This is a genomic window from Streptococcus hillyeri, assembly GCF_041081565.1.
Classification (GTDB): Bacteria; Bacillota; Bacilli; order Lactobacillales; family Streptococcaceae; genus Streptococcus; species Streptococcus hillyeri.
In genome coordinates this window covers 2,018,917-2,030,000 of the sequence record NZ_CP163513.1, presented here as the reverse complement: position 1 = coordinate 2,030,000, position 11,084 = coordinate 2,018,917, and the positions used below count along the sequence as shown (strand labels likewise).

Sequence of the window (11,084 nt, the reverse complement as noted above, 5' to 3'; positions counted from 1 at the left end):
CGCTAGTAATCGCGGATCAGCACGCCGCGGTGAATACGTTCCCGGGCCTTGTACACACCGCCCGTCACACCACGAGAGTTTGTAACACCCGAAGTCGGTGAGGTAACCTTTTAGGAGCCAGCCGCCTAAGGTGGGATAGATGATTGGGGTGAAGTCGTAACAAGGTAGCCGTATCGGAAGGTGCGGCTGGATCACCTCCTTTCTAAGGAAATGGAAGCACTTGTAGCGTCTTGTTTAGTTTTGAGTGGTCTCAGGAAGAGACAGATGTGGGGCCTTAGCTCAGCTGGGAGAGCGCCTGCTTTGCACGCAGGAGGTCAGCGGTTCGATCCCGCTAGGCTCCATTAACATCGAAGAGATGTTAAGGATTGTCCATTGAAAATTGAATATCTATATCAAATTCCACGATTCAAGAAATTGAATTGTAAGAATAGTAACAAGAAAATAAACCGAAAACGCTGTGAATTAATGAGTTTTCTAATTTGAAAGAATTAGGTTAATAAGGTTAAGTTAATAAGGGCGCACGGTGGATGCCTTGGCACTAGAAGCCGATGAAGGACGTGACTAACGACGAAATGCTTTGGGGAGTTGTAAGTAAGCGCAGATCCAGAGATGTCCGAATGGGGGAACCCACTAACTAATGGTTAGTATCCATATCTGTTAAGGATATGAGAAGGAAGACGCAGTGAACTGAAACATCTAAGTAGCTGCAGGAAGAGAAAGCAAAAGCGATTGCCTTAGTAGCGGCGAGCGAAACGGCAGGAGGGCAAACCGAGGAGTTTACTCCTCGGGGTTGTAGGACTGCAACGTGGACTTAAAGATTATAGGAGAATTACCTGGGAAGGTAAGCCAAAGGGAGTAATAGCCTCGTATCTGAAATAGTCTTTATACCTAGCAGTATCCTGAGTACGGCGAGACACGCGAAATCTCGTCGGAATCCGGGAGGACCATCTCCCAACCCTAAATACTCTCTAGTGACCGATAGTGAACCAGTACCGTGAGGGAAAGGTGAAAAGCACCCCGGGAGGGGAGTGAAATAGAACCTGAAACCGTGTGCCTACAAGAAGTTCGAGCCCGTTAATGGGTGAGAGCGTGCCTTTTGTAGAATGAACCGGCGAGTTACGATATGAAGCGAGGTTAAGTTGAAGAGACGGAGCCGTAGGGAAACCGAGTCTTAATAGGGCGAATTAGTATCATGTCGTAGACCCGAAACCATGTGACCTACCCATGAGCAGGTTGAAGGTGCGGTAAGACGCACTGGAGGACCGAACCAGGGCACGTTGAAAAGTGCTTGGATGACTTGTGGGTAGCGGAGAAATTCCAAACGAACTTGGAGATAGCTGGTTCTCTCCGAAATAGCTTTAGGGCTAGCGTCGATGTTAAGTCTCTTGGAGGTAGAGCACTGTTTGGGTGAGGGGTCCATCTCGGATTACCAATCTCAGATAAACTCCGAATGCCAACGAGATATAATCGGCAGTCAGACTGCGAGTGCTAAGATCCGTAGTCGAAAGGGAAACAGCCCAGACCACCAGCTAAGGTCCCAAAATATATGTTAAGTGGAAAAGGATGTGGGGTTGCACAGACAACTAGGATGTTAGCTTAGAAGCAGCTATTCATTCAAAGAGTGCGTAATAGCTCACTAGTCGAGTGACCCTGCGCCGAAAATGTACCGGGGCTAAAACATATTACCGAAGCTGTGGATCCCGTAAGGGATGGTAGGAGAGCGTTCTATAGGCGACGAAGGTGTACCGTGAGGAGCGCTGGAGCGTATAGAAGTGAGAATGCCGGTATGAGTAGCGAAAGACAGGTGAGAATCCTGTCCACCGTAAGACTAAGGTTTCCAGGGGAAGGCTCGTCCGCCCTGGGTTAGTCGGGACCTAAGGAGAGACCGAAAGGTGTATCCGATGGCCAACAGGTTGATATTCCTGTACTAGTGTATATAGTGATGGAGGGACGCAGTAGGCTAACTCAACCCAGCGAATGGAAGAGCTGGGCTAAACAGTGAGGTGTGATATGAGTCAAATGCTTATATCTCTAACATTGAGCTGTGATGGGGAGCGAAGTTAAGTAGCGAAGTGAGTGACGTCACACTGCCAAGAAAAGCTTCTAGCGTTAAGTATACACTACCCGTACCGCAAACCGACACAGGTAGTCGAGGCGAGTAGCCTCAGGTGATCGAGAGAACTCTCGTTAAGGAACTCGGCAAAATGACCCCGTAACTTCGGGAGAAGGGGTGCTGACTTAAAGTCAGCCGCAGTGAATAGGCCCAAGCAACTGTTTATCAAAAACACAGCTCTCTGCTAAATCGTAAGATGATGTATAGGGGGTGACGCCTGCCCGGTGCTGGAAGGTTAAGAGGAGGGTTTAGCGGTAACGCGAAGATCTGAATTGAAGCCCCAGTAAACGGCGGCCGTAACTATAACGGTCCTAAGGTAGCGAAATTCCTTGTCGGGTAAGTTCCGACCCGCACGAAAGGCGTAATGATTTGGGCACTGTCTCAACGAGAGACTCGGTGAAATTTTAGTACCTGTGAAGATGCAGGTTACCCGCGACAGGACGGAAAGACCCCATGGAGCTTTACTGCAGTTTGATATTGAGTATCTGTACCACATGTACAGGATAGGTAGGAGCCATTGATTACGGGACGCCAGTTTCGTATGAGGCGATGTTGGGATACTACCCTTGTGTTATGGCTACTCTAACCCGGATAGGTTATCCCTATCGGAGACAGTGTCTGACGGGCAGTTTGACTGGGGCGGTCGCCTCCTAAAAGGTAACGGAGGCGCCCAAAGGTTCCCTCAGATTGGTTGGAAATCAATCGCAGAGTGTAAAGGTATAAGGGAGCTTGACTGCGAGAGCAACAACTCGAGCAGGGACGAAAGTCGGGCTTAGTGATCCGGTGGTTCCGTATGGAAGGGCCATCGCTCAACGGATAAAAGCTACCCTGGGGATAACAGGCTTATCTCCCCCAAGAGTTCACATCGACGGGGAGGTTTGGCACCTCGATGTCGGCTCGTCGCATCCTGGGGCTGTAGTCGGTCCCAAGGGTTGGGCTGTTCGCCCATTAAAGCGGCACGCGAGCTGGGTTCAGAACGTCGTGAGACAGTTCGGTCCCTATCCGTCGCGGGCGTAGGAAATTTGAGAGGATCTGCTCCTAGTACGAGAGGACCAGAGTGGACATACCGCTGGTGTACCAGTTGTCTCGCCAGAGGCATCGCTGGGTAGCTATGTATGGAAGGGATAAGCGCTGAAAGCATCTAAGTGCGAAGCCCCCCTCAAGATGAGATTTCCCATGATTTTATATCAGTAAGAGCCCTGAAAGAAGATCAGGTAGATAGGTTAGAAGTGGAAGTGTTGTGAGACATGTAGCGGACTAATACTAATAGCTCGAGGACTTATCCTAGAAATAAGAAAGTATATTGACAGCGTAGCGGTTTCTTGATAGAATATAGGTATTCAATTTTGGATGGATAATCCAAGAAGAAGTTAAGTGACGATAGCCTAGGAGATACACCTGTACCCATGCCGAACACAGCAGTTAAGTCCTAGAACGCCGGAAGTAGTTGGGGGTTGCCCCCTGTGAGATAGGGTAGTTGCTTAGCTTTCATCCGCCATAGCTCAGTTGGTAGAGCGCATGACTGTTAATCATGATGTCACAGGTTCGAGCCCTGTTGGCGGAGTATAATATGTGTTAGAAACGTTGATTCATCAGTGTTTCTTTTTCATTTGTTCAACTTTTTAAGCTACTAGAGCATGACATTTGTGTCATGTTCTTTTTTGTTTATTAGGGATAAACTATAACCATAACTAAATTATGGGGGTATTGTTATGGAAGCAATATTAGATTTTGAAGGGCTTTATCAGAAAGTTCGTCCGATTGTGTTGAAACTGAGACAGTTTTATTTTATTAAGATATGGGAGCCTGAGGATTGGGATCAGGAGGGTATGATTACCTTATATCAGTTATTGGAGAAGGAGCCAGATCTAGTTTTCAATACTAGAAAAATGTGTGTTTATTTTAAGACGAAATTTTCAAACCGTGTCAAGGATGAGATTCGAAAGCAAGAGAGTATAAAGAGAGCTTTTGACCGAATGGTTTATGATGAGATTGGAGAAGTGGCTCATTCGGTATCGGATAATGGGCTAGATGTGGCGGAGATGGTAGCCTATAGGGAGGCTATTGGAGAGTTGTGTCAGGAATTGACAGTAGAGGAAAAAGGTTATCTGGACTATTTGATGAGTGGTGAGTGTTTTAGGGGGAAACGTGCTTTTCAGAGAAAGGTAAGGGCGAAGTTAGGAAGATTAGGTTGGGGAATGGATTATTGCTGGTTAAGAGCGCATTAGTGAGATTTCGGAAAACTTCTTTGGATGTCTGCTAAATTCCCAAACTAACTTCCACCGTCTGTTAAAGTGGAAGTTAATCTGATAAAACCTCTAACAACCAGTGAAACTCCGTGTCAGGGTAAGTTCCACTGGTTTTTATAAAGGTTGATTTATTGCATTTTTAGGCTAATTTAGTTGACAAAAAGGGTACACAAAATCCCCTCATCTGAAAGCGTTTCAGATTAAGTTCCGCTATGGTGGAAGTTAGTGTGAGACGTTTGAGTGGCTTATATTAGGTTGTTTTTAGAATTTGTGTTGGAGTAATTTTGGAGACTGACAGACGTCTTCTGCTGGAATTAAGGAAATGCCGAGTAGTTTAGCCAGTTCTTCGTCATAGGTAAAGGTAAAGAGCTCATAAGCTGATTTCCCATTCAGAGCAGCGCGTTTCACGCTATTCACATGAGAACAGACTAGGTTGATATCGTTCTGAGTTAAGTTGTCAAAAGAAGTTCCCTTGGGTAAAATATCGCGAATAAGTGTGTGATTTTTCTCAATTCTTCCTTTCTGGTCAGAGCGCTTAGGGTCGCAAAAGAATAGTTTAATCTCACCTCTGATATCCATCTCAATGTCATCAACTTTGGCAAACTCTCCACCATTGTCAGTTAGAATGACAGGGAAAACATCGAAGAAATCTCGGTCAGCCTCATAAAGCGTGTTCTTGATAACATAGAAGTGTTTAGCGACCTCAAGAGCGGTTTTATTGTCCAGAAGTCTAGCGAAGATAAAGTTACAGAAGGAGACATTGAAGGTGAGTAATACTTTTCCACCAACCCGTCCAATAACGGTGTCCATTTCAAGCCAAGAGGTCAGCTGTCTATGTGTCAGGAAGTTTTGGAAGTCCTCATAAGAACGCCCTTTTTTAGCTTCTTTAGGGATAGCAGGTAGTGTAGCCTTTCGTCTAGGTTTGAATTTTACAGCTCTAGCCAGATCAATAGGAGCGATAGAAAGGTATCCTTTACGGATGTGTCGATAGACGGTTGAGGAACTGACATCAAGGTTATGAGTTTTAAGGATGTGATAGATGTGCTGTCCCTTTTTCACACCATCGGAGATGACTTTATCCATGTCCCAGAACGTTTGAGAGTTGAGAGGTGTTCCTTCTCGAGCCTCAACGAGGGTTTGTTCGTATTGTTTTTGAGCCTGTTTAGCGAGGTAGAAGATTTTCTTGTAGCCACAATTTTGTCTTCTCTTAGGACATCCGTTACAGACAAATGGGGATTTATCAAGGAGAGGGCAAGGAAGCCCATCATTGGTAGAGGTTCTGACCTGTCTGTTACGTTTGACCTCTTTGGAAACGGTAGTAGGATCTTTTAGGATAGTTTGTCCAATGACTTTGAAGGTTTCTCCACGTTCTAAGCCAAGTTGGATGTCATTGCGGTCTGAGAGGGTAAGGTGTTTATATTTTGTCATAGTAAGGACTCATTTCTAACGCAAACGTCTCAGACTTAATTCCACCATAAAAATCCGTTTTAGACTAACTTCCGCTTCGAAAGCTAAAGTGGAAATTACTTTGGGAAATTACCTCTTTGGATGTCTGTCAATTTTTTGTGAAAGATGTCTAGTATTTTTAGCTCTGCTATGTTATAATACCAAAAGCGTAGGTTTTTAAACTCATCCCGTGAGGTGAGAAAGACATTTCAGGAAAAACGAAGAGCCTATGACTACTAATATAAGACTGGGCTCTTTTTGTGTGCCCAGGTGGAGGAATCATGGAATTAAAAATGCATGTTGGAGAACATGAGCATCATACAGCGCTAGATCTTGATGTTTCAAAGGTTGATTTGATTTTAGATGTTGAGGAAAAGCCAGAGTTTGCTCAGGGATTGTTGCTTTCTTTCCAGCACGTTTTTGCGATGTTTGGTGCTACCATTTTGGTGCCGCTTATTTTGGGAATGCCTGTGTCAGTAGCACTTTTTGCTTCTGGTGTTGGAACTTTGATTTACCAAGTGGCTACGAAGGCTAAGGTACCTGTTTATTTGGGGTCATCGTTTGCTTATATTACAGCTATGGCGACGGCTAATGAAGCTATGGGTGGAAATGTTTCGGCAGCTCAAACGGGTGTCTTCTTTGTTGGTTTGATTTATGTTGTAATCGCTGGTTTGATTAGTGTTTTGGGGACTAAGTGGATTGATAAGGTCTTGCCACCAATTGTGATTGGTCCTATGATTATTGTTATTGGGTTAGGGTTAGCAAATTCAGCGGTGACATCAGCTGGTTTTGTTGCGGATGCTGATTGGCGAAATATTGTAGTTGCAATTGTGACTTTCTTGATTGCCGCTTTTATTAATACAAACGGTAAAGGTTTTGTGAAGATTATTCCTTTCTTATTTGCTATCATTGGTGGTTATATCTTAGCACTTGGTTTAGGATTAGTTGATTTTACGCCAGTTCTCGAGGCGAAATGGTTTGAACTGCCATCTTTCTACTTACCGTTTAAGACAGGTGTCTTTAAATCATATGAGTTCTACTTTGGTCCTGAGATGATTGCCATTTTACCGATTGCGGTGGTAACAATAGCGGAGCATATTGGGGACCATACGGTTCTTGGTCAGATTACTGGTCGCCAGTTCTTGAAGGAACCTGGTTTGCAACGGACTCTTATTGGTGATGGGGTCGCAACGGCTGTTTCAGCTTTCATCGGTGGTCCTGCTAATACAACTTATGGTGAAAATACTGGTGTTATCGGAATGACACGCGTTGCTTCTGTTTCAGTTATTCGTAATGCTGCACTGATTGCGATTGCCTTCTCATTCTTTGGGAAATTTACAGCCTTGATTTCGACGATTCCGAACGCTGTTTTGGGTGGAATGTCTATTCTACTGTATGGGGTTATTGCTTCAAATGGTCTTAAGGTGTTAATTGAGCGTCAAGTTGATTTTGGTCAGGTTCGTAATTTGATTATTTCAAGTTCAATGCTTGTTCTTGGTCTAGGTGGCGCTGTTCTTGATCTTGGTGCGGTTAATCTTTCTGGTACTGCACTAGCAGCGATTGTGGGTGTTGTATTAAATCTTATTCTTCCAAAAGAACAAGGATAAGAGTTGGTAAATTTAAATAGTGAAAAAGCTTAGCATCAATCTTTGACGCTAAGCTTTTCATGTTCTTAATTAGAATTTCTCAGATGTTCTAATATTATTGAGAGGGCGTTTTCTAGGCTTACAGTTTCATCAAAATAGGTTTCATTGAACTGATTGAGGTAATCTTTTTCGAGCCACCATCGCTTCATATCTGATACGGAAAAGTCATTGACTTTATCTCTGGTTTGATGGCGTCTGATGGTTTCTTGAAAGGGTAAATCATAATAATAAGCATAAGCCTTGTCTCCGTAAAGCTCTGCTATTTTATCCCAAAGAGGGGCATACCAGTCTCTATGGAGAATACCTTCAATAATGACGATGTCATGATGCTGGTAGGCATGTTCGAGGAGTGTGAGGTAGAGAGGGACGGTCGGTGTTTCGTAACCATCTCATCTTTGGCGTTTAGAATGAGGCGACGTAGGGTGTCTTGAGGAAGAAGAACGGTCTTTTGACCGAGTTTTTGTTGAAGTTGCAGCGCTAGAGTGGATTTACCGGACCCAGAATTACCACGAATGAGGATGAGCTGTTTCATTAGATAACTTATGACTTGAGGTAGGCATCAACTAAACGTTCAGTTGCCTCAACAGAATCAGTGTGCGTACGTTCGTAGGAATGGCTAGACTCAATACCTGCTCCTAGGAGGGCATGTTTAACTTCTGCACCAGCGCGCATGGCTGCAGAGGCGTCACTACCATAATAAGGATAGATATCGAGTTTATAAGGGATATTATTCTTTTCAGCTAGAGCTACCATGTGTTGGCGGAGTTCGTAATGATACGGACCTGAACCATCTTTGACACAGATTGAAACGGTGTACTCATCAGTGGCTTGGTCATCACCCATGGCTCCCATATCAACAGCAAGGTATTCGACTGTTTCGGCTGGTAGGCTAGAGTTTGCACCGTGTCCAACTTCTTCAAAGGCTGAGAAGTAGAAGTGAGTAGTGTTTGGTAAGACGATAGCATTCTCTTTATAGGTTTTGAGGAGTTTGATGAGAATGGCTGCGCTGACCTTGTCGTCGAGGTGGCGAGACTTGATAAAGCCTGATTCTGTGACCACAACGCGAGGGTCAAAGGAAATGAAGTCACCGACTTCGATACCTAGCGCACGTGTTTCATCAGCTGTTTTTACTTTTTCATCCAAACGAATTTCCATATTGGTTTGGTTGCGCTCAGCAGTACCTGCATCACGGTAAACGTGAACAGATGTTTGGTGCATAAGGATTGTTCCAGAGATTTCCTTGCCGTTTTTGGCAACGTGAACAGTACAGTTTTCGCCTTCGATAGCGTTATAAACAAAGCCACCTACTAAATCCATTTTGAGGCGACCGTCAGGTTTGATGGCACGAACCATAGCACCAAGAGTGTCAAGGTGTGCGGTTACGACGCGGTGTTTGCTGTCATCAGTTCCTTTAACAGATACCATAAGGCCACCTTTGGCAGTACGCACAGGAGTGTAGCCAAAGCTTTCAAGTTCAGCTTGAACGTAGTCCATAATAGTGGTTGTGAAACCTGTTGGTGATGGGATATTACAGAGGGTCGTGATGTAATTGATGGTTGTTTGCATGTGATACTCCTTAATTAAGTGGTTTAATGAGTTCCAATTCATCTCGGATAGGGATACCATTTTCAGAGATGAGAGGAATTGATGGTTTTAACTGTCTAGCCTTGGTCACAGCGTTTGGGAAAACTCTAGCGATATGATAGCCTCGTTTTTGATAGAATGAGAGAGCAACTAGGTTGTCATTGGTAGTGGTGAGGTGACAGTTTCGAAAGCCTAATAGGCGAGCCTTTTCTTCAACTAGAGCTAGAAGCTGGCTTCCGATACCTTCACGAGGTTTTAGGCTGTCTAATGACAAGATTTCAAACTGTTTATCGATGATTTGCCAAGTGATGATACCTAGGATGTTCTGATTGTCCATAGCAACAAAGCCCTCGCTATCAAGTAGATGAAATAATTGTCCTCTGATAGCCATTTGTGTATCATTCCAGTGTTCTTTGAAAAAAGTTTCTAAGACTTCTTTTGGCAGTTCGGCTAGTTTGCGGTATTCCATTTTGCTTTTGTTTCTAAAATGACGGCTGCTAAGCGTTCAATATCTGCGCTTGTACCACGTAACTCAAAATCGCCTAGAAGTGGGAAGCCAAAACGCTTGCTGTATTGTTTAGCGGTAAGAATATACTGATGGTTAAAATTTTTATTACCAGAGCCTATAATTCCCATACAGTTTTTGTAGTTGTCATGAGCTGTGATAAAGTCGCCAAGTGGATTGGTTAAAATTTCAACATCGCCGTGGTCAACACCATTACCTCCTTCGAGATAGGTTGGTAATAATGCCACAAAGGGTTCTGTCACGGGGAAGGTTTCGTGATTAAGTTCTTTGATGTTAATCTGACGAGTTGTCAGTTCTTGAGTAGTTGCTAAATAGTCTGAGAGGCGTTTGACAAAACTTTGTGTATTACCGCTGAGACTGATATAGACAAGGGTTAAATCCGACATATGACTCCTTTCAAAAAATGCTAGTTTCATTATAGCACTTTTAGGAGGAGAGGTCATGGGATATCCAAGAAAATGAAAAAGTGACCAGTTATAGACTTCCAATCAACCACTGCATCAATCTGTCATTACTATTAATAAGAGAAGGTTGAGACATTTTTGTCTCAACCTCTCGCAATTTTTAGGATAATTTTGTCATATGGTAGCAGTAGCGTAGCCATAACTCATGGTTTAACTCTCCCGATGCTAGTGCTTGTTTGATGGCACATCGTGGTTCTTTGTTGTGTTGGCAATTTGGGAAGTGGCATTGTCTACTGAGAGAGATGATCTCATTAAATAAGGGGGATAAGTCTAGGGTGTTGACTTTATCAATGCCTTTAAACCCAGGGGTGTCAATGATGGTGTAGTCTAATTCGGAGTGGTAAAAGAGTTGACTGCTGGTAGTGGTGTGTTTACCTTTGGCGTCAGTTCGTTTGACGGCGTTAGTTTTTTGGGATTGAAAGGGGAGGAGATTATTGATTAAGGTTGATTTTCCAGCGCCCGAACTTCCTAATAAGAGTCCAGTCTTTTGAGGACTTAGAAGATTTTTAAATCGGGTAATAGATGAGGATTCTAAATTATTGAGACAGGTTAGGGATAGTTGGGGATAAAGGTGTTTGATATCAGCAATGATTTCTTTGCTATTGGAAACAAGGTCAGGTTTGGTTAAGATAAAATGCAAGTCAACTGCTTCTTGGTAGAAAACGAGGTAGTAGCGTTCTAGTTTGGCGAGTGAAAAATTTTGATTAAGTGCCATTAAAATGAAGACTTGGTCGACATTGGTTGCCATGACCTGCTCTGATTTGTGGTGATGGTCGTTTTTTAACGTGTGATTACTGGCTTTGGAAACGATAGATTTTCGTTCTTGTAGAGAATAAGTCTGACGATCACTATCGTAAAGGAGCCAATCACCGACATAGTAAGGTGCTGTTTTAGGGCGTTTAGGTAAGTGTTTGATATCGCTTTGGTTTGAAATCAGATAGTCTGTTCGTGTTTCTGAGATCACACGATAAGCTTGCTGTTTTACAGTTTTTGTCATAAGTCCTTTCGAGGAAAACCGAGAGTCACTTAGTGCAAAATGGAAAAGTTTTTATTTTA

8 protein-coding genes, 2 tRNA genes and 3 rRNA genes (1 of these 13 running past the window's edge) are annotated in these 11,084 nt (G+C 43.6%); 7 read left to right on the top strand and 6 right to left on the bottom strand.

Annotated elements, in window-relative coordinates:
* The 6 genes from AB6M99_RS09965 to AB6M99_RS09940 form a co-directional block, all read left to right on the top strand.
* Nucleotides 1-202, top strand: a 16S ribosomal RNA gene (locus AB6M99_RS09965) (it extends 1,347 nt beyond the left edge of the window).
* Between the two features lie 66 nt (nucleotides 203-268).
* Nucleotides 269-341 (top strand) — tRNA-Ala (locus AB6M99_RS09960).
* A gap of 159 nt (nucleotides 342-500) precedes the next feature.
* A 23S ribosomal RNA gene (locus AB6M99_RS09955) occupies nucleotides 501-3,400 on the top strand.
* Between the two features lie 83 nt (nucleotides 3,401-3,483).
* Nucleotides 3,484-3,599 (top strand): 5S ribosomal RNA (rrf, locus tag AB6M99_RS09950).
* Together the 16S, 23S and 5S rRNA genes with 2 tRNA genes alongside form the textbook arrangement of a ribosomal RNA operon.
* A gap of 5 nt (nucleotides 3,600-3,604) precedes the next feature.
* A tRNA-Asn gene (locus AB6M99_RS09945) sits at nucleotides 3,605-3,677 on the top strand.
* Nucleotides 3,678-3,825: 148 nt separating this feature from the next.
* Nucleotides 3,826-4,341, top strand: a complete 516-nt coding sequence (locus AB6M99_RS09940; RefSeq protein WP_183121689.1) for a sigma-70 family RNA polymerase sigma factor — start codon at nucleotides 3,826-3,828, stop codon at nucleotides 4,339-4,341.
* A 282-nt stretch (nucleotides 4,342-4,623) separates the two neighbouring features.
* Here the strand turns inward: AB6M99_RS09940 and AB6M99_RS09935 are convergent, their stop codons facing one another.
* Complete coding sequence (locus tag AB6M99_RS09935) at nucleotides 4,624-5,790, bottom strand: IS30 family transposase (RefSeq protein WP_369350344.1); 1,167 nt, start codon at nucleotides 5,788-5,790, stop codon at nucleotides 4,624-4,626.
* 311 nt (nucleotides 5,791-6,101) lie between these two features.
* Here AB6M99_RS09935 and AB6M99_RS09930 point away from each other — a divergent pair, with 311 nt between their 5' ends.
* Nucleotides 6,102-7,415 (top strand): uracil-xanthine permease family protein, encoded by a 1,314-nt coding sequence (locus AB6M99_RS09930; protein ID WP_121836319.1) that lies wholly within the window; start codon nucleotides 6,102-6,104, stop codon nucleotides 7,413-7,415.
* A 298-nt stretch (nucleotides 7,416-7,713) separates the two neighbouring features.
* On the opposite strand, the gene AB6M99_RS09925 is transcribed toward AB6M99_RS09930, so the two are convergent.
* The 5 genes from AB6M99_RS09925 to rsgA form a co-directional block, all read right to left on the bottom strand.
* Complete coding sequence (locus tag AB6M99_RS09925) at nucleotides 7,714-7,986, bottom strand: AAA family ATPase (protein WP_369350706.1); 273 nt, start codon at nucleotides 7,984-7,986, stop codon at nucleotides 7,714-7,716.
* Nucleotides 7,987-7,994: 8 nt separating this feature from the next.
* Nucleotides 7,995-9,020: a M42 family metallopeptidase gene (locus AB6M99_RS09920; RefSeq protein WP_369350705.1), complete on the bottom strand. Its 1,026-nt coding sequence runs from the start codon at nucleotides 9,018-9,020 to the stop codon at nucleotides 7,995-7,997.
* A 10-nt stretch (nucleotides 9,021-9,030) separates the two neighbouring features.
* Nucleotides 9,031-9,507 (bottom strand): GNAT family N-acetyltransferase, encoded by a 477-nt coding sequence (locus AB6M99_RS09915; protein ID WP_121836301.1) that lies wholly within the window; start codon nucleotides 9,505-9,507, stop codon nucleotides 9,031-9,033.
* Nucleotides 9,489-9,950, bottom strand: coding sequence for a class Ib ribonucleoside-diphosphate reductase assembly flavoprotein NrdI (gene nrdI / locus AB6M99_RS09910; RefSeq protein WP_121836302.1), 462 nt, complete (start codon nucleotides 9,948-9,950; stop codon nucleotides 9,489-9,491). The genes AB6M99_RS09915 and nrdI overlap by 19 nt, the downstream gene beginning before the upstream one ends.
* A 178-nt stretch (nucleotides 9,951-10,128) precedes the next feature.
* The gene (gene rsgA / locus AB6M99_RS09905) at nucleotides 10,129-11,025 is read right to left on the bottom strand and encodes a ribosome small subunit-dependent GTPase A (protein WP_121836303.1); all 897 of its coding nucleotides are present in this window, start codon (nucleotides 11,023-11,025) and stop codon (nucleotides 10,129-10,131) included.
* Nucleotides 11,026-11,084: the final 59 nt, after the last annotated feature.

Bases quoted from the DNA above. Each gene is read 5' to 3' on its own strand.
- AB6M99_RS09920 (WP_369350705.1), bottom strand. From the start codon at position 9,020: ATGCAAACAACCATCAATTACATCACGACCCTCTGTAATATCCCATCA.
- AB6M99_RS09940 (WP_183121689.1), top strand. From the start codon at position 3,826: ATGGAAGCAATATTAGATTTTGAAGGGCTTTATCAGAAAGTTCGTCCG.
- AB6M99_RS09930 (WP_121836319.1), top strand. From the start codon at position 6,102: ATGCATGTTGGAGAACATGAGCATCATACAGCGCTAGATCTTGATGTT.
- rsgA (WP_121836303.1), bottom strand. From the start codon at position 11,025: ATGACAAAAACTGTAAAACAGCAAGCTTATCGTGTGATCTCAGAAACA.
- nrdI (WP_121836302.1), bottom strand. From the start codon at position 9,950: ATGTCGGATTTAACCCTTGTCTATATCAGTCTCAGCGGTAATACACAA.
- AB6M99_RS09925 (WP_369350706.1), bottom strand. From the start codon at position 7,986: ATGAAACAGCTCATCCTCATTCGTGGTAATTCTGGGTCCGGTAAATCC.
- AB6M99_RS09915 (WP_121836301.1), bottom strand. From the start codon at position 9,507: ATGGAATACCGCAAACTAGCCGAACTGCCAAAAGAAGTCTTAGAAACT.
- AB6M99_RS09935 (WP_369350344.1), bottom strand. From the start codon at position 5,790: ATGACAAAATATAAACACCTTACCCTCTCAGACCGCAATGACATCCAA.